This window comes from Maritimimonas rapanae (assembly GCF_057837205.1).
In genome coordinates this window covers 1,602,766-1,628,349 of record NZ_JBYQFI010000001.1, presented here as the reverse complement: position 1 = coordinate 1,628,349, position 25,584 = coordinate 1,602,766, and the positions used below count along the sequence as shown (strand labels likewise).

Here is a 25,584-nt window from a genome sequence, read left to right as displayed (position 1 = left end):
AATTATTTTTGATATAAACTCATTAACACCTTTTCTGGAGTCATTGGTGCACTAAATTCCATTTTGTAGTTAGGGTTGAAAGCTTTTATAGCATTTTGTAAAGAAAAATAGGCTCCGATTCCGTACATTAAAGGAGGTTCACCTACTGCTTTCGATTTTAAAATGGCATGTTCGTGCCCTTCAGTTTCCAAAGGAATTATTTCGATATCTTCAGCAATTGAAAAGATATCTGGCACTTTATAAGTTGATAGTGCATTCGATAATAACTTTCCATTTTCATCATAGGCTATTTCTTCCATTGTCATCCAACCTATGCCTTGCGCTAAAGCTCCTTCTACTTGACCAATATCGATTCCTTCGTTCATAGTTTTGCCAAAATCGTGTACTATTTTAACAGAGTCAACAGTGTAAATACCTCTGGTACAATCTACGGTGGTAGTAATAATAGCTGTGCCATACACATGATAGGCAAATGGATGTCCTTTTTCTTTGGTTTTATCAAAATGAATTTCTGGTGTTGAATAATGTGCTTTTTCTGAAAGCGATATACGGGCAAGCATGGCTTTAGCAACTAAATCTTTCCACGAAAGTGATGATTTTTTGTTATTAACGTAAATCCATTCATCTTTAAAAGTAAGTTCTTCTACATTAACTTTTAATTCATCCCTTACAATAGTTTTTAATCTTCCTAATATGTTGTTACAAGCTATTAGCAGCGCTTTACCATTTAAATCTGCAGTAGAGCTTGCTGCGCTAGGTGAGGTGTTAGCAACTCTTGTAGTATTAGTGCTTTCTAACTTTACATTTTCATTATAAATTCCAAACGTATCTGCTGCTATTTGTAGCATTTTGGTATTAACGCCTTGCCCCATTTCAACTGCTCCAGTACTTACGCCAACACTTCCGTCTTGATAAACATGTACTAAAGCTCTGGCATTATTCATAGGAGTATTAGTGAAAGAAATACCAAAGCAAATAGGCATTAAAGCAATACCTTTTTTGTAGTCGTAATTTTTTTGATTAAAAGTAATTACTTGTTTTTTAAGAGAACTGTAATCAAAACTTCTTAAAGCAGATTCCCAGGCATTTTTCGCTTCTACTTGCGTCATTATTTGGCCATACGATTGCTCATCATTTTCTTGCAATAAGTTGGCTTCTTGAATCTCTTTTGCTGATATGCCAATATCTTGAGCAGCTTTGACTATAGCAGCTTCGATAACAAACATACCTTGCGGCCCTCCAAATCCTCTAAATGCAGTGTTGGGTGGTAAGTTTGTTTTACAGCTATATACCGTAGTCTTTACATTCTTTATAAAATAACTGTTTGTGGCATGAAATAATGTTCTTTCAGCTACAGCTGGAGATAGATCAGCCGCTGCTCCTGAATTTTGATAAAAATCTGCTTCAAAAGCCATGATTTTTAAATCTTTATTGAGCCCTATCTTAAAATCGCTTTCGTAAGGATGACGTTTGCCGGTCATTCTAAGATCGTCGTGTCTATTTAAGATGAATTTTACAGGTTTCTTTAAAAGATAGGTAGCTAAACCAGCCATAACTGCCCAAGGCGTAGCTTGATCTTCTTTCCCTCCAAAACCACCACCTAACCGAATTACATCTATTTCTATCTTATGCATGCCAACACCTAGAACTTTAGCTGTAGTTTTTTGAACTGCTGTAGGCCCTTGTGTAGATGAGGTTATTTTAATAGTACCATTCTCCATTGGTATAGCATAAGCACCTTGAGTTTCTAAGTATAGATGTTCTTGTCCGTTTGTAAAAACCTCACCTTCAAAAACATAATCACAATTGGTAAACGTGTTTTTGGTATTGCCTAAACTAAATGTTCTAGGGTTATTGATTAGTTTTCCTTTTGTAACCGCTTCTTTAGCTTCAGTAATAACTGGTAATTCATCAATTTCTATTTTGATTAAAGCTCTAGCTTTTTTCGCAATTAGTTCAGTTTTAGCTACAATAAAAGCAATTGGTTGTCCCATAAAATGAACTTCGTCTATAGCAAATAGAGGTTCGTCTGGAATAATACCTCCAATTTGATTTTCACCAGGAATATCGAGATAGGTAAAAATTCTCTCAACTCCATCTAGATTTCTTGCCTTAGAATAATCTACGTTTTTAATTTTTCCATGGGCTTTAGGTGAATCGAATACTAAACCATGAAACGTGCCTTGCTGCACATTAATATCATCTACAAAAAGAGATTCACCTCTTACATGACCAAAAGAATCAATATTTTGAATCGTATTATCCATGTACTAATTCTTTTAGTTTAACTATTTCTGGATATAGTTTTGTAAAATGTGCAAATAACAATTGTTTAACTAATAATCGCTTATAATCACTTGAACCTCTAACATCACTTATTGGTGTTATTTCTTTCTGCATTATTTCATTAGCTCCAACTATTGTTTCTATACTTAATTTTTTTCCTATTAAAAAATTAACTGTGTTCTGCAGATATTTTGGGACAGGAGCGACGCCACCGACGGCTATATGAACACCTTCTATTACTTTATCTTTAGTTTTAATACAAAACGCAGAGTTAACGCTAGCAATATCTAAATGTGTTCTTTTACTTACTTTTTCGAAATTGAATTTACATATGGGATCAGGAACGTCAAATGAAATATTAGTTATGATTTCATCTTTTTTAAGATCTAACTCTTTATATCCTTTATAAAAATCTTTAAGTGCTACAGTTCTAAGTTTCCCTGAAGAACTCTTAATGGTGATCTTACTATCTAAAGCTAGAAATAAAATAGTCATATCGCCAATAGGCGAAGCATTTACAAAATTCCCTGCCAAGGTGGCCATATTTCTAATTTGCTCCGATGAAACTAATTTTAAATATAATTTGATGTCTGGCACATATACAGACATGGCATTGTTATACATAATATCAGTAACAGTAGTTGAAGCACCCATAACACAAGTGTGTTTATAAAAAGATATACCTCTAATTTCGTTATCTGCAGCTAATAAATGGATTTCTTCTTCTGAAAGTGTGTCGGCATATCTAACATATAGATCTGTACCGCCCGCAACAAAACTTGTGCCTTTATCTATGTTGTTTTTTGAATTTAATTGATTTAATTTTTTAGGAATATTTACAAAATAGTTGGGTAAAAATCCATTATCTACAAGCCAAATTAATTTATTTTCTGAATTTCTTTCTTCAATTTGATCTGTTATTTTTTTAACGGCCTTTTCAATAGATTTATATCCTGTACAACGACAGATGTTTCCGCTTATAGCATCTAAACCATCAAAATAATTATTAGCCTTATTATTTAATGCAAATCCTGTTAAAGACATTACAAAACCTGGAGTGCAAAAGCCACATTGAGTTGCATAATTATCTGCCATTGCTTTTTGTGCCGTATTCAATTTGTTTTCCAAATTAATACCTTCTACAGTTACTATGTGTTTACCTTGAGCGTTACCTAACGGAGAGATACAAGAAGTGATACTTTGATAAGTAACATCGCCCTCATTTAAAGTGCCAACTAATACTGTACATGCACCACAATCACCTTCTCTACAACCAATTTTTGTACCTTTTAATTGTTTGTTTTCTCGAATAAAATCTAATAAAGTAATACCAGGGTGTGCTTCAGTTTTAACAGATGTATTGTTTAGGATAAATTCGATCATAGCTTATAAAGTTATTAAAAAAAATGCTACGATCTTAATAGATTTACCTTATCCATAAATGAAATCACTCTATCATAATCGAGATCGTTTTCCCAATATCTAGCTTTTTTGAAATGAGAGCCAACTATTAAAGCGTCACTTATTTTTAAATATGCTTCAACATTGTCTAGATCGATACCAGACCCAACTAAAACGGGTAGTTTAGTTACCTCACTTACATCTTTAAGCTCATTTAAATTGGTTTTCTCTCCTGTACTTTTTCCAGTAATTATAAGTCCATCACTAAGAAAAAATTCGGCTGCTTTAGCGGCTTCTGTAATTTCAATATCTGCAGTTATGGCATGTGAACTATGCTTCTTTTTTATATCTGTAAAAACTGCAATATCTTCTGCGTTAATTAGCTTTCTATAACGTAATAATTCACCAGCATTCGCATCAATATAACCTTCGTCTGCGATATGCCCATAAACAAAACCTTCTGCTCTTATAAAATCTAAATTTGCACTTTTTGCAATAGCCAATGCAGCTTTGTTAGCACCAGCTAAAACTTGAATACCACAGGGTAAATTACTTTCCTTTTTTATTTGATGTGCAATAATACTCATCAAAGAAGAAACCTCGTGACCAACATCATTTTTAATGTATGGAACATCATGCATATTTTCTATAGCAATAGCATCAATTTCAGCTTTTTTGTAAATGGATAGTTCATCTAAAGCAGTGTCAATGATTTGATTTATATTATCTTGAAACTTTGGTGTGCCAGGTAAAGCTTTTAAATGAATCATGCCAATTATTGGCTTTTCCTTTTTAAAAATTGACTTAAATTTAACCATTGGCATGTTGTTATGTATTGTAAATTTACTTAAATTTAAAAGAGTTTTATTAATACTTTAAAATTATGTCTACTTCACCAAAAATAACAGTAATTGGCGCTTCTAATATTGATCTGATTGGAATTTCAAAAGAAAAGCTGATTTTTAAAGATTCTAATATTGGAAATTTCGAAAATATACTAGGAGGAGTTGGTAGAAACATCGCAGAAAATTTGAAAAAATTAGGTATTGATGTAGAATTAATGAGTGTTTTTGCAGATGATGAGTTTTCTAAAACTTTAATTGATTCTTGTAATGATTTAGGGATATCCATTAAACACAGTTTAACAAAAAAGAATAGTAAAACTTCATTGTATGTTGCTATAATGAACCATTATAATGACTTGGCATTAGGTTTGTCTGATATGGATATTTATAATGAAGTACCAGATTCATTCATATTAGACAATATAGATGTTATTAAGGAAAGTGACTACTGCGTATTAGAAACTAACTTACCTAAAGCTATTCTTGAGTTAGCGGTTAAAAAATTGCCGGATACTCGTTTTATTATTGAAGCTGTCTCAGCTCAAAAGGCATTGAAAGCTAAATCTATTTTAAATAAAGCTTATATGTTAAAATGTAACTCTATAGAGGCTGAACTATTGAGTGGTATTAAAGTGCATTACGAAAGTGATCATGAAAGAATAGTGGAGCACTTTTTAAATTTAGGAGTTAAGAAAGTATTTATAACCTTAGGCAAAGATGGTGTAGCTTATGGTGATGAAAAAGAAATATTTACTGCAAAGAATAAAATAATTACTCCAGTAAATACTAATGGAGCTGGTGATGCTTTTACTGCGGGGTTACTTTATGGTGATCTCAACAATATGGAAATGTACGATATGGTAAAGTTTGGAGCTGCATGTGCATTAGTTACTATTCAACATAAGAATGCTGTAAATCCTGATATTAGTGTAGAAATGGTAAAAAAAGTTATGCAAGAATGATTTCTGATTATCTAGAAATTAAAGCTGAAGTTAAGAAAGCCTTAGAAGAAAAGAAACCAGTAGTTGCATTAGAATCTACAATTATTTCTCATGGGATGCCTTTTCCGCAAAACATGGAAACAGCATTAAACGTAGAAAGGATTGTAAGGGAAAATGGAGCCATACCAGCAACCATAGCTATCCTTAACGAAAAGTATAAAGTTGGTCTTTCTAATGATGAAATTAAACACTTAGCTCAGTCTGGCGAAAAAATTGTAAAAGCAAGTAGAAGGGATATACCTTATTTGATTTCTAATAAAATTGATGGAGCTACAACGGTAGCATCTACCATGATAGGCGCACAAATGGCAGGAATTAAAATATTTGCAACTGGAGGCATAGGCGGTGTACACAGAGGCGCAGAAAAATCATTCGATATTTCTGCCGATTTGCAAGAACTAGCAAAGACCAATGTTGCCGTTGTATGCGCTGGTATTAAATCAATTTTAGATTTAGGATTAACACTAGAATATCTCGAAACCAATGGCGTACCGGTAATTGGTTATAAAACAGATGAATTGCCAGCATTTTATACTCAAAAAAGTGGATTTAAACTAGATTATAAAATAAATTCAGCTCAAGAAATTGCTAATTTTCTGAATACCAAATGGAATATGAATTTAGATGGGGGAGTAGTAATTGCAAATCCAATTTCTAAAGATCATGAATTGGATTATAATGTTATGAGCCAAGCTATTGATGAAGCTATTTTAGAGGCCGAACAAAGAAATATTATTGGTAAAGAAGCTACACCTTTTCTATTAGCTAAAGTTAAAGAATTAACAGGAGGCAAGAGCTTAGAGGCTAATATTCAACTAGTTTATAATAATGCAAAGTTAGCAGCTGAAGTTGCCAAGAGCTTATAAAGTTATTTTAAAATGTAAGCTTTATTAATATAGTCTAGTTTTGGAAAATTCTTTTTTAAATATGCATTACCATATTTTTGAATGGAATCTTGTTTACGGCCGGGTTTTTCTGCATAATCTTTATAGAATGATTTAACCACATCCATACCCTCAGTTACTTTAGCTATAACAGGAAATCCTTTTACACCATTATATTCAAGTGTATCTAATCTTGGCGAATTACTTTTCAAGTTTATAAACAATTGTGTTGTTCTTGTTTCTTTTCCACCTCTCGCAAAAGAAATTGCTCCTTCTATATTCTTTTCTATGGCTGGTTCATCAGACACCTTATATTTCCTCCAAGTAGAGTTAAGAGTAGAATCATTATGAATGCCAAATTGTGCTACAAAATTTGGTACAATTCTATAAAGAGCTATGTCTGTATAAAATTCAGATGAGATTAATTGATACAATCGATCAACAGCTTTTGGTGACCATTCTCTATTAGCTTCAATATCAAAATTACCCTTAGTAGTTTCAAAACGAGCTTTAAAGGTTTCTGGAGCCTGTTTTTTGGCCCAACGTTCTTTAAAAATTTTAGGGCTACAAGCAGGAATAAGAAATAATGAAAGGATAAAGAATATTTTAATTTTCTTCATTAGGAGTTTCAGTAATTTTTTCGTTAATAACTATCGCAATTTTATTACCTAATGGGCTTATAGCTAACCTAGTAATTCCATCTAATTCAAATTCTTTCAATGAGGCAATTTCAACCCATTCTTTGTCTTCGCCAGGTTTCAATTTATACAGTTTTTCATCTTTTCCCATGATCATGGTTCCATCTGGTGTCCATGCCATATCTTGTGAACCAGCAACTGCATCTGCTATATATTCTTTTTTACTGTTTAAAGGATCAATAGAGTATATTTCATGATCTTTGTGTTCATGGCTTATATAACTTATTAATTGGGTATTAGGAATAACATGAATAGATCTCCCAATATTTTTTTCAATCGGGTATTTAATCTTATACTTAAGGTTAGAAACTTCTAAAGTTGGCGGATCATTTAACACAAAAGAAACTACCATCTTTTTATTAAGCCAAGCATGATAACCTACTCTTAAATTCTCTATTAAAACCTGAGGTTTTTTTCTGTTAAAGCGATAGATCCATAACAATTGAGTTTCATCTTCTTCTAATCGTATAGCAGTAAAATATTTAGTTACAGGAGATTGTATTGGAGAATACTCACTACCTAAAGTATTTGTAAGCCAAGCTTTAGTATTGTTTTCTAAATTATATAAAACAATATCTGTTTGATCATTTCTAGTAGAAGCAAAAAGAACGCCAGTGCCGTCTAGTAAAAAAGACGGTTGATTGTCATAAACACCTTCATTTTCAGATATATTTACGGGGTTTTCTAGTTTAAATGTTTTTAAACTATCGTTAACAATAAAATCGAAAAGGTATACTTCTGTTGCCGGTTGCGAAATACAAAGGCTCGAAGTAAAGATCGAAAATATAAATAGAATCTTTTTCATTATAGTTAATACTTCGCTGGCGTTCCGTTTTTAGGTAATGTTTTTTTTATGAATGCTCTTAGGTCTTCGTTTGCTTTTTCTAAATCTTCTTTACGTAGGTACATCATATGACCACTTCTGTAGCCTTTAAACTCAAAACGATCTTTCATTTTTCCACTTGGGTCAATTTGCCACATGCTGTATTTAGCAGCAGAATAGGTTGTGGCTCCATCATAATAACCTGACTGGGTCATTACATTTAGATATGGGTTTTGAGCCATAGCCTGGCGTAAATTTTCACGTACATTATTATTAGTTCTATCCCAAGGGCGTACAGGTCCAAACATGTTATATTTTATATCAGTTTTGTAATTCAAAACTTCTCTTATATAATAGTTTATAGCGGGTGTAAATGAATGTAACCACGAAGTTAGCTCCGCACTATAATCGGGGCCCTTACCCGTTTCTGTTTTATCAATTCCTAAATAACGAGAATCTAATCTACCTAACGTTTGCCCTGTTTTATCACGTAATAGCTCCTTCCAAAAAAATCGAGGAGTTACATCTAAATTACTTTGTAAAATTGATTTTTCAGAAAGTCCAGAATAATAAGCCATTTTTTTAGCAATTGCTTTTTTCTCAGAATCATTTATAAAACCACCTTTAGCAAGTGCTGGTATTAATTCATTAATAGCAAACTCTTCAGATTCTGGTAAAATCTCTAAAAGATCTTTACTCTGTAATGTTTGTGGTAACATTTTATGATGCCAAGCTGCTGCTGTCATATAAGGGAAATCAATTCCTGTAGAAACAGGGACATCAGATTCAAATACTTTATAATCGGCAGGTGATACCATAATAACACCGTTTAAATACATCCACTGTCTGTTCTGTAGTTCAGCAGCTAAACCCATAACACGTGTACCTCCATAACTTTCACCAATTATATATTTAGGTGATTGCCATCGATTATTACGAGAAACGAAAGTGGTGATCCAATCGGCTAAGTATTTAATATCTGCATTAATACCAAAGAATTGTTTTTTGTCTGGATATTTTCCTTTTTCATCTTTATACATTCTTGAATATCCTGTATTGACAGGATTTACAAAAACAATATCTGCTACATCTAATACAGAATAATTATTTTCTTTAACGCCATAAGGTTGAACAGGATATCCCTCGTCATCGATCTTTAAAATTTTTGGACCGGTATACGCAACGTGCATCCAAACAGAAGCTGAACCTGGTCCTCCATTAAAGGAGATAATTAATGGTCTACTGGCATCATTTTTAACATCTGAACGTTTATAATATGTATAGAAAAGAGAAGCAATTACTTTACCGTCTTTATCCCAGACAGGTTGTGTTCCTGCTTTTGCAGTATACGGTACTAATTTACCTTTAACTGTTACCGTATTTTTTGTAATAACTGCAGAATCTGCTTTAAGCATTCTGTCTTGCGCATACGCTGAAGCGACACACAAGAATATGGCGAATATTCTAATGAGTTGTTTTTTCATAATATTTAATTTGACTGCCTGTAGGGCTTAGGAAATCACACAAATATAGCAATAATTTATAAGCGTTTATATTAATATTAATAATCTATTTATCAGTTTTATAGTTATTTAGATTTTATATTTTTTTTACATAAATCAATTATTTCTTTTATTCTTTTTTGTCTCGTTTCTTCTCGTTTAGCTTGATTTAACCAATACAAATAGCTTTTTCTATAGCTTTTAGAAAAATTCTTATAATTTTCGAATGCTTTAGAGTTTTTATTAAAAGCTTGTAGCAAATCATCTGGAATAACTCCATTTTCTACATCATCTAAAGCAAACCAAGAACCATCTTTTTTTGCAGCTTCTATTTTTAAAAATCCACTTTCGTGGATAAGGTTAGCTTTTTGTAACTCTTCAATATACCTTTTATTAAGGGCGCTCCAAACGCTTTTAGGATTTCGAGGACAAAAGTATTGTCTGCGTCTACCATTACCTAAACTTTTTACAGTAGAATCTATCCAACCAAAACATAAAGCTACTTTAACAGCTTCTTCCCACCGCATGGTTGGTATTTTGGTTTCTAACTTATACAGAATAATATAAACACCATTAGATTGGGCGTGGCTTTTTAATAACCAATCGTACCAATCTATATCTCTTGTAAAATAGAGTTCTGGCTTTTCTTCTTTCATTGAGAAAATTTATTAACAGTAAAGTTAAGATTTTGATTGTATCTTTAACTACTAATTATTAAACAACTGAAACATGAAATTTCTTACTTCTTTTTTGTTAATATTTATACTTTTTATTTCAAATAGCTATGCGCAAAAACCTACTATAGAGGAATTACCTTATTATCAAATACCTGAATATCCTGAATCGTACACATCTGGAGCTGTAGCTGCAAGAATGATTGACGGATTAGGATTTAGATATTATTGGGCTACAGAAGGTTTGCGACAAGAAGATTTAGACTATAAGCCAAGCGAAAGTGGAAGAGCTTGTAAAGAAACTATAGACCATATTTATGGATTATCTAAAGTAGTTGTAAATGGAGCAATTAAAGCTGTAAATGATAGAACGCTACCGAGAGAAGAAGAATTAAGTTTTGATGAGAAGCGTAAAAAGACATTGCTTAATTTTAAAACTGCTGCAGACGCCTTGAGAAATGAAAAGGATTTAACTAATTTTAAGATAATTTTTAAGAGTGATCGAGGTTCAAGAGAATTTCCATTCTGGAATAATATTAACGGACCTATAGCTGATGCACTTTGGCACACAGGTCAGGTGGTTTTAATGCGTAGAGCTTCTGGAAACCCGTTCAATTCTAAGGTGAGTGTATTTAATGGTAAATTGAGAGAGTAGATTTATATTGATTTATCATACGCTTCTTTAATCCAATTTAAAACTTCAGTATCAACTTCATCAACAGAAGTTAGTTGTACTCTATGTGTACACATAGTTCCAAATGGACCAGAATCACCAAGTCTAACTTCGGTAGGTTTTTCTTTAAGTTTTAAACCGAGATCAATACGAGTTTTGGTGGCTGGCTTAATTAATGCAAATTGATGTTTTCTAATCAGACTTACACTTGCCTTTTTTGGTGTATTTGTAATATCATTACCGAATTTTGAAATTTCTGAAATTAGCTTTTCATAAATTGGAAATAGATTTTCTTTACCTTTATATTGATTAATAACGAGATCTTCTGGTGAATCGTTATTCTGTTTAGATAATGTTACAATAGTATTAGCAAAACCATGTGTAACACCGTGTTCGGTTTTCAAAAATTTTACGGCTTCACCATGCTTTACAAAGTTTTTTACTTTTAAAATTTTGATCCATTCTTCTAATGACTTACCTGTTTTTTCAGGCATATTGTCTATCATTGTTTGTAATGCTTTATCCATATTATAAGTTTACAAGTGAATCTAATTTATTTACAAAGGCTTCTTTATTATCAATATAAAAAGCAATGGAATTGTATTTTTTATTAATACCATAAAACCCATTAAGAGTGTTTTCATTCTTTAGATGAAGAATAATATTATGACCTTCCATATCACCTAAAGGAGACAATTTGCGTATATTTTTATTTTTATCAATTTCTTTAGTTGATAATTCTATCGATTCAATATTATCAATTGCTATTGTAGTTTCATTAAGCATACCATATCTAAGGTAAATCTTACTTTCTTCAATTAGTATAGGTCTTTTGGGGATTGATCTTATGATGGCTAATATCTGTATTGCTGTGTATATACTTAATCCTGAAACTATCCATGCTAATGTAATATTCCATTTTGCAATTAATATATGCAATACCACTGTTTCAATACCTATAATAAAAATAATACCAATTAAAAGAGTAATGCTGCCTGTATTTTTATGATAAGAGAACTCATTATAACATAAGTTTCGTTTTTTCCAGTTAAATAAACTGTAATAAATTACTGCTATTTCTGTTGCTAGGAGTGTGGCTATTTTACCAGTAGCGATTTCATTAGAAACCTTTTTTGCAATTGTGAAAAAATCTGTAGAATTCTTCTTTTCTAGTTTAAATAGTTGAACTGTTTTATAAATTTTGAGTCCTAAATAAGAAAGAAGACTTATTTCAACTATAGGCAATACCCAGGTTTTAGCTATTTGTAGCAAATATTGATTTTCTTTTGGAATGATGAAAGAAGCAACAATAATCCCTAGAATAAACACAGGAATTACTGTTGTTTTAGGAATATTCTTTTTTCTAATTAAGAAGTAATAAATTAAAGGAACACTTAATAATAAATCTAATGTCATTGCCAATGACATCATTTTTGTATTGGAATTAAAGAAGGAAGTCTGTGAAAAAAATACTATGGTAAGTATTAATAATATTGGAACTCCAAACACTAAAAATAAATTGTTAATGGAGGTTGTTTTAGTCATAGTTTCGTTATTTGTGTTGTTAACTATTAGTCTAATTTTAAGCTAATTAGTTACATCATTAGATAATAATTTAACTTATTTATGTCCAAGGCCACAACCACAGCCTGGCAATGTAAAACTTTGTGCTTCTTCATGCCATTGAAAAGACTGATTGTACTTATTATTTTCCCAATAGAATTTAGTTCTCGTTTTTTCAGTATTACCGATCTCATTCATAGTTTCAGTATCATACAATCTACCATTTACCATGGTGTATTTAACACTGTCGGTATTTAGTATATCATCTAAAGGGTTTTTGTGGAGTACTATTAAATCGGCTAGCTTACCGACTTTTAAGGAACCTATTTCGTTACCCATACCGATATATTCAGCACCATTTAATGTAGCTGCTCGTAATGCTTCTAGATTAGTCATGCCACCTTGTTGTAACATCCATAACTCCCAATGAGCACCTAAACCTTGCATTTGACCATGAGCTCCTAAATTGACTTTTACTCCGGCATCAGTCAGTGATTTACAAGTCTTAGAGGTTAAGATATGTCCGTTTTCATATTCTTCCATAGGTATCATGGTTCTATGACGAGAGCGAGCATCAATAATTCGTCTAGGCGTATATTTTAATAGCTTTTCATTCTCCCAAATATTATCTTTTTGATACCAATAATATTCGCCACTCATTCCTGCATAATTCACAACTAAAGTTGGGGTATATCCTGTGTTACTATTACTCCAAAGTGTAACCACATCTTTATACACTGGCGCAACAGGAATATTATGTTCTATACCTGTATGTCCGTCCATAATCATATTCATGTTATGGTAGAATGTTGAGCCGCCTTCAGGAACAACAAATATTCCTTCCTCTCTTGCGGCTTGTAATATTTGTTGACGTTGTTCACGTCTTGGCTGATTATAACTTTTTACTGATAAAGCACCAAAAGCTTTAGTACGCCTAATTGCAGAGCGTGCATCTTCTAAACTATTCACTTCAGCTTTAAAATCACCATCGGCACCATATAGTATTACACCTGTAGAGTAGAGCCGTGGGCCAACCATAGTTCCGTTTTTTATCAATTCAGACATTGCAAAGATAGATTCAGAATTAGCTGAAGGGTCATGCGCGGTAGTAACACCATAGGCTAAGTTTGCATAAAATTGCCAATGCTTTTGTGTTGTTAAACCATATCTAAAACCACCAACATGTGCATGCGCATCTACAATACCTGGCATGATTGTTTTGCCTACTACATCATATACTTTAGTATTAGAAGGAACAGAAACATCACCAGTTTTACCAAGCGATACAATTTTATTTTCATTGATAACAATGGTGCCATTTTCAATAACTTGATCTCCTTCCATAGTTATAATTCTGGCATTGGTGAAAGCAATGCGACCCTCTGGTTTATCACTTTTAGAAGTCAAGCCAATTTTAATACCTTTTTCGGTAACCGGCGGAATACTATCAGGTGAATTGTTTAAAAATGTAAAACGCTCAGATACTTTGTTCGAAAAGTATTCTTCACCAAGCGTCCAATACACTTTTTTACTGTCTTTAGACCAATGCAAATTGATACCTGCATCTTTAGAAATTTGCGATACAGGAACTGTTTTGGTTTTACTATCTAGGTCAACTGTTTTTCCTGTCAACAGTAATGGAGCTATATAAGCTTTGTGTAAATGGCTAAAAGCGATCCATTGATTATTGGGGCTTGGTACTAAACGATTAGCATACTTAGATTTTACATGTGTTCTTTCATCCTCTCCGTTAAGATTAACACTCTTTAATTCTTTGGTTAGGCTGCCAAATAAGTAGCCACCTGTTTGATATAAAACACGTTTATCATTTTTACTAAAAGTAGGATAATCACCATTTTTTGTAAGACGTTTGTCGTTAGAGCCATCGGTATCCATTAGATAAATACCTGTATTTTTTGCAAAGGTTCTACCTTGATCGCCATTGCCATTTTGTTTGACATAAGCAATTTTAGAGCCGCTATTATTGAAAGCAGGATTTCTGTAAATACCCTTCGAAGAGGTTAACTTTACTGGACTTCCTCCTTTTGCAGGAATTTTATAAATAGCTCCTAAATTTTCATCATTCCATGATACATAAACAATGTTTTTACCGTCTGGAGAAAAGCTAGGTTCTGATTCAAAATCAGTTCCTTTTGTTAAACGTTTTGGTGTTCCATTAGGGAGTTTCTTAGCCCACAAATAACCTAATGCGTTAAAAACGATTGATTTTACATCTGGGGAAGTTACTGCTCCACGAATAACCTTAGCTGTAAAACCTTCAGTGAAAACAGGATTGTCAAATGCTACAGTTTCAGCAATTTTAATTTTTGTATCAGCTTCAAAAGGGATATTCTCAACTTTAACAGAATTTATATTTATTTTATGGATTTTACCACCTGCCCAAAATACAAGTTCTTCATTATTAGGCATCCAACTAAAACCAGGATACACACCAAAAATAGCCCATGCTTCCTGCTGATCTTTATTTAAATTATCATAAACAGGCCATTCTTCACCAGTTTCTAAATCATGAATAAACAATACCGTTTTAGTGCGTACTCGCTTTATAAAGGCTAGTTTTTTACCATCTCTAGATATTTGAGGTCTGGCAGCTCCACCTGGACCTCCAGTAATCGTTTCGGTTTCGCCAGTTTCGAAATTGTAGCGTTTGATGACATATATCTGCTTGTTAGGGTCTTTGTTGTATTGAAAAAAACCACCTGGATATACATCTTCACTATAATACAAATACTTACCATCTAATGATGCATTGGGTTCATTAACATCTTGCTGATCATTTTTACGTTTCGTAATTTGTGTTCCAGATCCACCAGTAATATGATACATCCACATTTCACCAGCACCTAATGAACGTTGTGAGGTAAAATGTTTACGTGCAATGATATAATTACCATCGGCTGACCATGTGCCATTGTTTAGTAATCTAAATTTTTCTTTAGTTATTTGTTTTGCATCTGATCCATCGGAATTCATAGTCCAAATATTATCACCACCGCCTGCATCACTTGTAAATAGAATTTTAGAACCATCTGGGCTAAATCTTGGTTGCACTTCAAAAGAAAGTCCTTCTCGCAATAGTTTAGCTTTTCCTCCAGTAATAGGCATTTTATAGATATCACCGAGAAGATCGAATACTATCTCTTTTCCATTAGGACTAACATCGAGATTCATCCAAGTGCCTTCATCTGTTGATAGTTGCACTTCTTTGAAGTTAAATTCTCCTTCAGGATTTGAGACATCCCATTTTTTATCCTTTTTTTCTTGAGCATTTAAACTAAAAATGCTCAATATTCCGATAAATAAAATGTGTTTGAAATTGTTCATTGTTATAGGTAGTTGAGTTAGCTTACTAAGATAATCAATTATAAAAAAAGAGTCACAACTAAAGTGTTATGACTCTTCTTAACAGAAAATAAAACTAAAATTATTTAATTTCCTTCAATGCATTATCAATTAATGTACGTAGGTGCTGTCTATGGGCTCTTGTTGCTACGTTACCAGTTGGTGTAGCCATAGTTCTAATATTCTTTAGGTTATATAAGGCCATTGATTTTGCTGCATTAGTAAACCTTCCTTTTTGCTTACCTGTCAACATACTAATTAACCTATTTGTATATTCAACTTGTAAATTTTGTCTAAATGAATTTACGCTAGAATATCTATCTGCATTAAAAAGAGCTCTATTAAGATCGGTCATAAAGCTCGACAAACTATATTGATTACCATATAATTCAGAATCTGAAATTCTTTGTAATGTATTAGGGTGTAAAATATGATTCAGTACATTTTTTTGGTAAGTCAATACTTGATTATGAATTTTTGGATCTTCTGGTGATCTGAAGAAATTAAATCCTCTACGCTGCATAGCGAGATAATTGTAAAGATCATTTGGTGCTTTAAAAGCATTTGGCGCAAATATATACTTACTTAAAGCGTTCATCGCTCTTTTTTGATCTTCTAAACTTACAGGAGTGTATGGTTTAGTTCCACCGCCTTGACCAGCCATAGCTCTGTCGACATAAACACCACCAATAAACCTTGAAATTACATTACCAGCCCAAGCTCTTTGACCACTTAAAATGTAATATGCTCTACGTAGTTCTTGAAATGATTTCCCATCTTTTGTAAATTTAGATTTCACATCATTCATCATATCGTTTACTAATTCAATACGATCAATAGAATAGCCAATTTGGTCACTAGATAAATCACCTACCATTACTCTTGGATCAATAGCCTTACCAGGAGCACGCATATCATCAGCATCGTTACCAAAAGTTAACTCAGGTTTTGTTGATTGAGCTAATAAGGTATTCATTTCAGCTTTTGATTTAAATGGAGTATAACCATATTGAATAGCCCAAATATCATAAGGACCAACAGATGTGTCATAAAACTGTCCTTGCTTTGTTTTATCTTTTGTTAAGTTAATACCAGCATAATCCATTACAGAACCTGTTAAACATTTTCCTTTGATCAAATCAGCATTAGCTAATTCTTCTGGAGAGAACATTTGACTAGCCTTCATATTATGATTTAATCCTAAAGTATGACCAACTTCATGCATAATTAAAGCAAGCATTGCTTCTTTTTTCATACGCTCCATTTGTAAATCAGTTGCACCGTCAGCTGCTAAAACTGCTTGACCAAACATCGTATTTTCATGCATTAAATGTCCCATTGAGCAAGTAAATTGATTTTCTTGTAAAAACTCAGAAGGGTTAAATTCTTTTTGTATTGCAGCTAAATCAAATAGTTTATCATACATCACTCTATTAGTAAAGTGCACATATTCAAGCATAATATCAGCTCCTATAATTTGACCAGTTCTAGGGTTTACAAAACTTGGACCATATCCTCCAAATGGTGGATTTGGTGAAGAAGTCCAACGTAAAACATTGTAACGAATATCACCTGCATCCCAGTCTGCATCATCGGGTTGCATTTTACAAACTACAGCATTTTTAAAACCTGCCTTTTCAAAGGCTTTATTCCATTCTTCAACACCTTGTTTAATAGTTTCTCTCCATTCAACAGGGGTTGAATTTTCCATCCACCAAGTAATTGGTTCAACTGGTTCTGACACAGCGACATTTGGATCTTTCTTTTTTAGATTCCAACGGTGAATTAAATCACGATAAGGAGTTGAACCAGTAGATGTTTGATCTGTTACTCCTGTAAAAAAGTAACCTACTCTTGGGTCATCAAATCTTGGTTCATAATCATTTTCAGGCATTGCAATTAAGCTATGATAAACTTTAATGCTTACATTTCTTCCGTCTGTAACTGCTGCTGACCCACCATTTAAGACAGATGGTTTTGAATACACATATTCTACCGCAATATTTGTATTATCAGGATAATTATTTACAGAATTTATTTTAGTTTTATTCTTATCTAAATTACCTAAAGTAAATGCTGTAGGTCTTTGACCTGGTCGTCTAGGAGGTTTAACTTGAGAAAGCGTTTCCTTTAAAAATAACCCGTCTGATTTTACTAAATAAAGTCCTTTAGCTTTATCATATGCTTCAATTTTTAGACTAGCCATATTACCTTCACTCATATTAGCATCTTTTGATTTAGAGATGGCATTATTTGGGTCGAAGTAGAAAGATGTATTTTGTGTTATAAATTCTATTTTATTGAAATGTTTTTTTACTTTAAAAACTTTTGCACGTCCAAAAGCACCTCTAAACCTTCCAGCATCTAAAACGCCATCTGCAACTTGGTTAAAGTGAATAAACTCTTTACCCAGTTGATCTTCTCTAATTAGCATTTGCGTAGTGCCAGAAACAGTATCTTGATAGATCTTAAATAACCCGTCAATTTCTTTACTTGATTTTATTAAATCTTTTATTTTTTTCTCCTTCGATTTTTTAGGAGTTGGGTTAGCAGGCATTTCGGTCTTGCCTTTCTTTTTTCTTTTTTTTCGTTGTGCCTCAGTATTTTGAGGAATTAAAAACGCTGTAAGTAAAATTGCCAACGAAAACAATTTCGCAGTCTTAGAATAGTTAAATTTCATAGTAGTGAATTAAATTAATCAAGTATAACAAACTGATATACTTTTTTAGAATTTTGCTAAGGTAAAAAATTTAACTACTCAGTTAAGAATGTTAAATGTTAAAAAATGTTAACACTATAGTTGTTAAATGTTTATTTTTTTAACTATAAAATCTTCTTTTTACAAAAAAAATGGTAAATTCACGCCACTTTTTAATTAATTTAAATAATATATCTATGAAAAAAACGAAATTTATTGTACTACTGATGTCAGTAGTATTATTTTTTGCATGTGAAAAAGAAGAAAGTATAATTGATACCTCGGCAAAAGATGATCTAAGTATTACTAAAAGTACTAACTCAACCAATAGGTTTTTAGTTATTTCAAATTCTAATTCACTTTCTAATAACTTGAATGATGCTATTACCAAAGCTAATGGAAAATTAAAAGAAAAAATCTCTTCAATTGGTGTTGCGGTTGTTGAATCTAATGACCCTAACTTTATTGAAAACGCATCTAATATAAAAGGTATAAAGTCTGTTGTGCCTGATTTGGTTACAGAGTGGTTAGACCCAAACGAAAGAAGAGAGGCTATAGAGGCTGATTTTGCTAACCCACCTGTAAGTGGTGATGATGATTTCTTTTTTGATTTACAATGGGGGCATGATGCGGTTGATGCTGTTGAAGCTTGGAATGCTGGTTATAGAGGAGCAGGAGTTAGAGTGGCTGTTCTTGATACAGGATTTGATCTAGATCATCAAGATTTGGCTCCAAACATTAATTTTGCTTTAAGTAGAGATTTTACAGGAGAAGGTTTGCAATACGCTCTTCCTGATACATTTAGTCATGGAACTCATACTGCAGGAACTGTAGCTGCGGCTGATAATGGGTATGGTACTATTGGTGTAGCACCTGAAGTGGATCTAGTCTTAATAAAAGTACTTAGAGATGCTGGTTCAGGTTCGCTTTCAAATATAATTAATGGAATTATTTATGCTGCTATGAACGATGTTGATGTAATTAATATGAGTATTGGTGCTACGGTTTCTAGAAGAGGAGGAGTATATGATAGTGGTGGAAATTTATTAGGATTTACAGATGCAAAAAACATTGCAGAATATATTAATGTATATAACAGAGCTATAACTTTTGCTTATCAAAATGGAACTACTGTTATTACCTCTGCAGGTAATGCGGGAACCGATTATGATCATAGTGCAGATTTAGTACATATGCCTTCTGATGCTGCACATGCGATATCCATTTCTGCTACAGCTCCAAGAGGATGGGCTGCTGATCCATCAACTAGTCTTGATGAATTGGCGTCATATTCAAATTACGGCCAATCAACAATTGATTTTGCGGCTCCAGGTGGAGATTTTATATATGCTTTTGAACCAGGAGGTTTTAATACATATACAGTAGGAGGATTGACACGTTTTGCGTATCTATTTGACTATGTATTTAGTACAGGTAATAACGGGTGGTATTGGTCAGTTGGTACAAGTATGGCTGCACCACATGCAACTGGTGTTGCAGCAATTATTATTGGAAAGAATGGAGGTTCTATGAAACCAGCACAAGTTGAAGCTGCACTTAAAAAATCTGCAGACGATTTAGGCAAACCTGGTAATGATGATGTTTATGGAGCAGGACGTGTAAATGCTTATAACGCAGTAAAATAGACGCAATTTTATTTAGTCAAAAAAAAGCCGATTCAATTTTGAATCGGCTTTTTAATTTCCACTAAACTTTGTTTTCGATTAAAAATTAAAAACAATATTTATTTTCTGCTTTCACTTTTTCAGCTATCTCTAAGCGTAAATCTACAATATCTGGGTAGTTTGTATATTTAGTAAAACGTTTTAAGCCCATTAACATCATGCGTTGTTCATCACCTTCGGCAAAAGAAATAATACTTTCTTTTCCTTTTTCTTCTATAATGTCTACTGCGTGATATAAATATAGTTTTGACATTGCAATTTGAACTGATTGCGCTTCTTCACCAAAACGTTTCGCATTTTTTTCAGTTCTTAAAATTGCAGACTCAGCCATATAAATTTCAATTAAAATATCCGCTGCTGCAATTAATAATTGTTGATGATCTTCTAATTGTGGGCCATATTTTTGAACTGCACCTCCAGCTACCATTAAGAATGTCTTTTTTAATTTCTTAATCATTTCTTTTTCTTCTGAAAACAATTCAGAATAATCAGGTGTGTCAAAAGAAGGAATACCCATTAATTCTTCTTGTACAGCTTGAGCTGGACCTAATAAATCAACATGTCCTTTCATTGCTTTTTTGACCAACATTCCAACACATAACATCCTATTAATTTCATTGGTGCCCTCATAAATACGAGCAATACGAGCATCTCTCCATGCAGCTTCCATTGGTGTTTCTTCAGAGAATCCCATGCCTCCAAAAATTTGAATACCCTCATCAGCACAATTTTGTACATCTTCTGAAACAGCAACTTTTAGAATGGAACATTCTATGGCATATTCTTCTACACCTTTTAACTCAGCTTCTTGATGCGTATTACCAGATGCTTGCCTAATAGCGATTCTGTCTTCAATATTTTTAGCGGCTCTATAACAAGCAGACTCACCTGCATAAGCGCTTGTAGCCATTTCTGCAAGCTTAGTTTTTATAGCCCCAAAATCAGCAATTGGAGTTTTAAATTGTTTACGCTCATTAGCATATTGAACCCCTAAAGAAGTAATACGTCTCTGAGAATCTAAACAAGCTGCTGCCAATTTGATACGACCTACATTTAATGCATTCATTGCTATTTTAAATCCGTTACCTCTTTCAGATAACATATTTTCAACAGGAACTACAGTGTCATTAAAAAATACTTGTCGTGTAGAAGAAGCACGAATACCTAGTTTATGCTCTTCTTCACCCATTGTAATTCCATTACCTGGATCGTTTTCAACAATAAATCCTGTAATATTTTTGTCATCTTCAATACGAGCAAAAACAATCATTAAACTACAAAACCCTGCATTAGATATCCACATTTTTTGACCATTTATCTTATAGCTTTTTCCATCTTCAGATAGGATAGCGGTAGTTTTACCAGAGTTTGCGTCAGATCCAGCACCAGGCTCTGTTAAACAATAAGCACCAAACCATTCACCAGTAGCCAATTTAGGAACATACTTTTTCTTTTGTTCTTCTGTTCCATATAGTGTAATTGGCATTGTACCAATACCAGTATGTGCGCCAAATGCTGTACTAAATGAACCTGTACCACTCGATATATAATCACACACTAACATAGTAGATACAAAGCCCATATCCATACCTCCATAAGCTTCTGGAACGGCAACACCTAAGAATCCAAGTTCACCAGCTTTACGCATACATTCTTCTGTTAATGCATAATCTTTTGCTTCAAATCTAGCTTTGTGCGGAATAATCTCACGATCATTAAACTCCATCACAGCTTCTTTCATCATTGTTTGTTCTTCAGAAAAATCTTCTGGAGTAAAAACATCTTCACATTTTGTCTCTTTTACAAGGAATTGCCCTCCACGTAAAATATCTTTTTCTATTACTTCCATTATTACTTTGTTGTTATTTTTAGTTTAAAAATTCAAATATGCCTGCTGCACCTTGACCTGTACCAACACACATGGTAACCATACCATGTTTACCTTTCATGTCTCGCTTACGCATTTCATCAAATAATTGAACTGACAGTTTTGCACCAGTACATCCTAAAGGATGCCCAAGTGCTATAGCTCCGCCGTTTACATTTACGATATCATTGTTTAAATCTAATTCTCGAATTACTGCCAATGATTGTGATGCAAATGCTTCATTTAGTTCAATCAATTCTATATCTTTTTGCGCTAACCCACCTTGTTTTAATGCTTTAGGTATAGCGGCTATTGGTCCTATACCCATAATACGAGGTGGTACACCAGCTGCGGCATAACTTACCAAACGAGCTATAGGTTCGAGATTTAACTCTTTTACCATTTCCTCATTCATTACTAGTACAAATGCTGCGCCATCACTAGTTTGTGATGAATTACCTGCAGTTACACTACCATTGGCAGCAAATACTGGTCGTAATTTTGCTAGAGCTTCTTTGCTTGTACCTCGGCGTGGGCCTTCATCTTTATTTACAGTAAACTTGCGTGTAGCTTTTTTGCCTTTACCATCAATGTAATTTTCTTCTACTTCAATTGGAGCGATTTGATCTTGAAAACGATCTCCATCTAGAGCTTTTAAAGCTTTCATGTGAGAATTATAAGCGAATTCATCCTGATCTTCTCGAGATACGTTGTATTCTTGAGCGACAGCTTCAGCGGTATTACCCATTCCCCAGTAATAATCTTCGTGACCAGAATTTACAATATTGTAATTCAATTCTGGCTTAAATCCTGTCATGGGTACCGAACTCATACTTTCTGCACCGCCAGCAATAATACAATCAGCCATTCCCGCTTGAATTTTAGCGACGGCAGTGCCAATAGTTTCCAACCCAGAAGCACAAAAACGATTTACGGTTACACCAGGAACATCAACTGTATCCAATCCTATTAAAGAAATAATACGGGCCATGTTTAAACCTTGTGAACCTTCTGGCATAGCATTACCAACGATTACATCATCGATACGTTTTACATCAAAATCAGGCAGCTTACTCATCAGATACTGAATAGTTTCTGCAGCCAATTCATCAGCTCTTTTAAATCTGAATCCACCTTTTTTAGATTTACCTACGGCGGTTCTATATCCTTTTACTATATATGCTGTTTTCATTTTCTTAATTTCTTAAAGGTTTACCAGTCTTTAACATATGCTGAATACGTTCTAAAGTCTTACGTTCTGTACATAAACTCAAGAATGCTTCACGCTCTATATCTAATAAATATTGCTCTGATACTCTAGTTGGTTCAGAAAGGTCACCACCAGCCATTACATAGGCCAGCTTATTAGCAATCTTTTGATCATGTTCGCTAATATATTTACTAGCTTCCATAGAATCTGTACCTACTAAGAACATACCTAAAGCCTGTTTGCCAAGTACCAATACATCTTTACGTTTCGGTTTTTGCGTATAACCAGCTTCGGCCATTAACAAAGCATGTTTTTTAGCTTCTGCAACCTGACGATCTTTGTTTATTACCACCACATCTTTTCCTTTTTGAAGGATACCAGTATCGAAAGCTTCATAAGCAGAAGTTGCTACTTTGGCCATACCAATGGTTAGGAAATATTCTTGTAAAACATTTAATTGAACATCACCTTTATGGAATTGGTCTGCTGCTCTAAGAGCCATTTCTTTAGAACCTCCGCCACCAGGAATTACACCAACACCAAATTCTACCAAACCAATATAAGTTTCGGCAGCAGCTACAACTTTATCTGCATGTAATGATAATTCGCAACCACCACCTAAAGTCATACCATGTGGTGCAGCTACAGTTGGAATTGATGAATAACGCATACGCATCATCGTATCTTGAAAATATTTAATAGCCATGTTCAACTCATCGTATTCTTGCTCAACAGCCATCATAAAGATCATACCAATATTTGCTCCAACTGAAAAATTAGCAGCTTGGTTACCAATAACTAACCCTTGATAATTTTGTTCAGCTAGATCAACAGCTTTGTTTAATCCAGCAAGAACATCACCACCAATAGTATTCATTTTTGATTGAAACTCACAATTTAAAATACCATCACCAAGATCTTCGATTACAACACCTGAGTTTTTAAACACCTCATTTGATTTGCGGATGTTGTCTAAAATTATAAATGAATCTTGACCAGGTTTTTTGGTTTGAGCTTTTGCAGGAATATCATAATAATAAGTAGCTCCGTCTTTAACTGTGTAAAAAGAAGTCCCACCTTTTTCTATCATTTCAGTTACCCAAGTAGCTGGCTCTTTTCCTTCAGCCTTCATGAGTTCAATACCTTTTTCAACTCCAACGGCATCCCAAATCTCAAATGGGCCATTTTCCCATCCGAAGCCGGCTTTCATTGCGTCATCAATACGATATAATTCATCAGAAATTTCAGGGATACGATTTTGTACGTAAGCAAACATGGCTGCAAAATTCTTACGGTAGAACTCACCAGCTTTATCTTTACCGCCAACCAATACTTTAAATCGATCAATTGGCTTATCTATAGTTTTTGTTAATTCTAAAGTAGCAAAAGAAGCACGTTTTTTAGAACGATAGTCCATCGTATCTAAATCTAGTGTTAAGATTTCTTTTTTACCTTCCTTGCTTACCGATTTTTTATAGAATCCTTGTCCTGTTTTACTACCTAACCATTTGTTTTCCATCATGGTATTGATGAAATCAGGGAGTTTAAATAACTCATGAGCTTCATCATCAGCACAATTCTCATAAATACCATTAGCAACATGAACCAAAGTATCTAAACCTACAACATCTACAGTTCTAAATGTTGCTGATTTAGGGCGACCAATAACAGGCCCTGTTAATTTATCGACTTCTTCAACCGTTAAACCTAATTCTTTTACTTGATGGAAAAGAGATTGAATACCAAATATTCCAATTCTATTGCCAATAAATGCAGGTGTATCTTTAGCCAATACTGAAGTTTTTCCTAAAAACTTTTCACCATACATCATTAAGAAGTCAGTAATTTCTTGCTTACAATTTGGCCCTGGAACAACTTCGAATAAGCGTAAATAACGTGGCGGATTAAAGAAATGCGTTACTGCAAAGTGTTGCTGAAAATCTTCACTGCGCCCTTCATTCATGAATTTGATAGGAATACCAGAAGTATTAGAGGTAATTAAAGTGCCAGGAGTTCTGTGTTTCTCAACCTGTTCAAAAACTTTTTGTTTAATATCTAGTCGTTCTACTACAACTTCCATCACCCAATCTACATCTTTAATTTTCTGTAGATCATCTTCTAAGTTTCCTGTAGAAATTCTATCTGCAAATTTTTGAGAGTAAATAGGTGAGGGTTTCGACTTTAGTGAAGCCTTTAAACTATCGTTTACTAATCTATTGCGAACTGCTTTATCTTCTAAAGTTAATCCTTTGGCTTTTTCTGCATCGTTTAATTCTCGTGGTACAATATCAAGCAGCAAAACTTCAACACCAATATTGGCGAAGTGACAAGCAATGCCAGATCCCATAATTCCGGAACCGATAACAGCTACTTTTTTAATTGGTCTATTCTTCATATTAAGTTTGTACAAT

At 33.4% G+C, this 25,584-nt stretch carries 18 protein-coding genes; 4 read left to right on the top strand and 14 right to left on the bottom strand.

Annotated features, from left to right (window positions below):
* Positions 1 to 2: 2 nt before the first annotated feature.
* Genes AC3IF2_RS07750 through AC3IF2_RS07740 form a run of 3 tightly spaced genes read right to left on the bottom strand, consistent with a single transcriptional unit; the run spans position 3 to position 4,505 of the window.
* Entirely contained in the window at positions 3 to 2,267 is a 2,265-nt protein-coding gene (locus AC3IF2_RS07750; RefSeq protein WP_489166503.1) for a xanthine dehydrogenase molybdopterin binding subunit, read from the bottom strand.
* Positions 2,260 to 3,669 (bottom strand): FAD binding domain-containing protein, encoded by a 1,410-nt coding sequence (locus AC3IF2_RS07745; protein ID WP_489166502.1) that lies wholly within the window; start codon positions 3,667 to 3,669, stop codon positions 2,260 to 2,262. Before AC3IF2_RS07745 ends, AC3IF2_RS07750 begins: the two co-directional genes overlap by 8 nt.
* Positions 3,670 to 3,695: 26 nt before the next feature.
* Positions 3,696 to 4,505, bottom strand: coding sequence for a BtpA/SgcQ family protein (locus tag AC3IF2_RS07740; RefSeq protein WP_489166501.1), 810 nt, complete (start codon positions 4,503 to 4,505; stop codon positions 3,696 to 3,698).
* A 65-nt stretch (positions 4,506 to 4,570) separates the two neighbouring features.
* Between AC3IF2_RS07740 and AC3IF2_RS07735 the strand changes: the two genes are divergently transcribed.
* Both AC3IF2_RS07735 and AC3IF2_RS07730 read left to right on the top strand, forming a co-directional pair.
* The gene (locus tag AC3IF2_RS07735; protein ID WP_489166500.1) at positions 4,571 to 5,494 is read left to right on the top strand and encodes a PfkB family carbohydrate kinase; all 924 of its coding nucleotides are present in this window, start codon (positions 4,571 to 4,573) and stop codon (positions 5,492 to 5,494) included.
* Entirely contained in the window at positions 5,491 to 6,399 is a 909-nt protein-coding gene (locus tag AC3IF2_RS07730) for a pseudouridine-5'-phosphate glycosidase (protein ID WP_489166499.1), read from the top strand. Before AC3IF2_RS07735 ends, AC3IF2_RS07730 begins: the two co-directional genes overlap by 4 nt.
* A 2-nt stretch (positions 6,400 to 6,401) precedes the next feature.
* On the opposite strand, the gene AC3IF2_RS07725 is transcribed toward AC3IF2_RS07730, so the two are convergent.
* The 4 genes from AC3IF2_RS07725 to AC3IF2_RS07710 all read right to left on the bottom strand — a co-directional run bounded on the left by AC3IF2_RS07725 (position 6,402) and on the right by AC3IF2_RS07710 (position 10,096).
* Positions 6,402 to 7,037, bottom strand: a complete 636-nt coding sequence (locus AC3IF2_RS07725; protein ID WP_489166498.1) for a peptidylprolyl isomerase — start codon at positions 7,035 to 7,037, stop codon at positions 6,402 to 6,404.
* The gene (locus tag AC3IF2_RS07720; RefSeq protein WP_489166497.1) at positions 7,024 to 7,920 is read right to left on the bottom strand and encodes a TolB-like translocation protein; all 897 of its coding nucleotides are present in this window, start codon (positions 7,918 to 7,920) and stop codon (positions 7,024 to 7,026) included. Before AC3IF2_RS07720 ends, AC3IF2_RS07725 begins: the two co-directional genes overlap by 14 nt.
* 5 nt (positions 7,921 to 7,925) lie before the next feature.
* On the bottom strand, positions 7,926 to 9,422 hold the full coding sequence (locus AC3IF2_RS07715; RefSeq protein WP_489166496.1) for a S10 family peptidase: 1,497 nt from the start codon (positions 9,420 to 9,422) through the stop codon (positions 7,926 to 7,928).
* 104 nt (positions 9,423 to 9,526) lie between these two features.
* Positions 9,527 to 10,096, bottom strand: a complete 570-nt coding sequence (locus AC3IF2_RS07710) for a YdeI/OmpD-associated family protein (protein WP_489166495.1) — start codon at positions 10,094 to 10,096, stop codon at positions 9,527 to 9,529.
* A gap of 73 nt (positions 10,097 to 10,169) precedes the next feature.
* On the opposite strand from AC3IF2_RS07710, the gene AC3IF2_RS07705 reads away from it, so the two are divergent.
* Positions 10,170 to 10,769: a hypothetical protein gene (locus AC3IF2_RS07705; RefSeq protein WP_489166494.1), complete on the top strand. Its 600-nt coding sequence runs from the start codon at positions 10,170 to 10,172 to the stop codon at positions 10,767 to 10,769.
* A 2-nt stretch (positions 10,770 to 10,771) separates the two neighbouring features.
* Here AC3IF2_RS07705 and AC3IF2_RS07700 read toward each other — a convergent pair whose 3' ends face one another.
* From AC3IF2_RS07700 to AC3IF2_RS07685, 4 genes are all read right to left on the bottom strand, one after another.
* Positions 10,772 to 11,314, bottom strand: a complete 543-nt coding sequence (locus AC3IF2_RS07700) for a DUF4287 domain-containing protein (protein ID WP_489166493.1) — start codon at positions 11,312 to 11,314, stop codon at positions 10,772 to 10,774.
* 1 nt (position 11,315) lies between these two features.
* Positions 11,316 to 12,332, bottom strand: a complete 1,017-nt coding sequence (locus AC3IF2_RS07695; RefSeq protein WP_489166492.1) for a hypothetical protein — start codon at positions 12,330 to 12,332, stop codon at positions 11,316 to 11,318.
* 75 nt (positions 12,333 to 12,407) lie between these two features.
* A complete protein-coding gene (locus AC3IF2_RS07690) occupies positions 12,408 to 15,695 on the bottom strand; it encodes an amidohydrolase family protein (RefSeq protein ID WP_489166491.1) in 3,288 nt (1,095 codons plus the stop codon).
* A 100-nt stretch (positions 15,696 to 15,795) separates the two neighbouring features.
* On the bottom strand, positions 15,796 to 18,393 hold the full coding sequence (locus AC3IF2_RS07685) for a zinc-dependent metalloprotease (protein ID WP_489166490.1): 2,598 nt from the start codon (positions 18,391 to 18,393) through the stop codon (positions 15,796 to 15,798).
* A gap of 215 nt (positions 18,394 to 18,608) precedes the next feature.
* Between AC3IF2_RS07685 and AC3IF2_RS07680 the strand changes: the two genes are divergently transcribed.
* Complete coding sequence (locus AC3IF2_RS07680) at positions 18,609 to 20,057, top strand: S8 family peptidase (protein WP_489166489.1); 1,449 nt, start codon at positions 18,609 to 18,611, stop codon at positions 20,055 to 20,057.
* A gap of 85 nt (positions 20,058 to 20,142) precedes the next feature.
* Here AC3IF2_RS07680 and AC3IF2_RS07675 read toward each other — a convergent pair whose 3' ends face one another.
* The 3 genes from AC3IF2_RS07675 to AC3IF2_RS07665 are packed head-to-tail and all read right to left on the bottom strand — an operon-like array spanning position 20,143 to position 25,568.
* Complete coding sequence (locus tag AC3IF2_RS07675) at positions 20,143 to 21,945, bottom strand: acyl-CoA dehydrogenase FadE (protein WP_489166488.1); 1,803 nt, start codon at positions 21,943 to 21,945, stop codon at positions 20,143 to 20,145.
* A 19-nt stretch (positions 21,946 to 21,964) separates the two neighbouring features.
* Positions 21,965 to 23,155: an acetyl-CoA C-acyltransferase gene (locus AC3IF2_RS07670; RefSeq protein WP_489166487.1), complete on the bottom strand. Its 1,191-nt coding sequence runs from the start codon at positions 23,153 to 23,155 to the stop codon at positions 21,965 to 21,967.
* Between the two features lie 4 nt (positions 23,156 to 23,159).
* A complete protein-coding gene (locus AC3IF2_RS07665; protein ID WP_489166486.1) occupies positions 23,160 to 25,568 on the bottom strand; it encodes a 3-hydroxyacyl-CoA dehydrogenase/enoyl-CoA hydratase family protein in 2,409 nt (802 codons plus the stop codon).
* Between the last annotated feature and the right edge of the window lie 16 nt (positions 25,569 to 25,584).